The following is a 241-nucleotide window of genomic DNA, read 5'->3' on the forward strand; positions in this document are numbered from 1 at the left end:
TATATGTGATAAGGCTTTATCTCCTAAAGCACGTTTTATTTTATTTCTCACACTTTCCTTTGTGACTGGATTTTTAGCGATATACAAAACGTGATAGTGTGGCTTTTTATAGACCTTACCCCCGTTATTTATAATTACTTGTTCATCTTCGGTTAAATCTTCAATTTTACGTTCCGTTTCGTCTTTATCATGTAACGGACTAATCGCCATTGGAACATCAAGTTTTTCTAAATATAGTTCC

Annotated in this window: 1 protein-coding gene; it reads right to left on the reverse strand. The window is 33.2% G+C overall.

Annotated features, from left to right (window positions below; genetic code table 11):
* A partial coding sequence (locus SH09_RS14140; RefSeq protein ID WP_042739913.1) for a Rep family protein occupies positions 1-241 on the reverse strand: 241 nt, incomplete at both ends.

Origin of the sequence: Staphylococcus gallinarum, assembly GCF_000875895.1 — a bacterium.
Taxonomy (GTDB): domain Bacteria; phylum Bacillota; class Bacilli; order Staphylococcales; family Staphylococcaceae; genus Staphylococcus; species Staphylococcus gallinarum.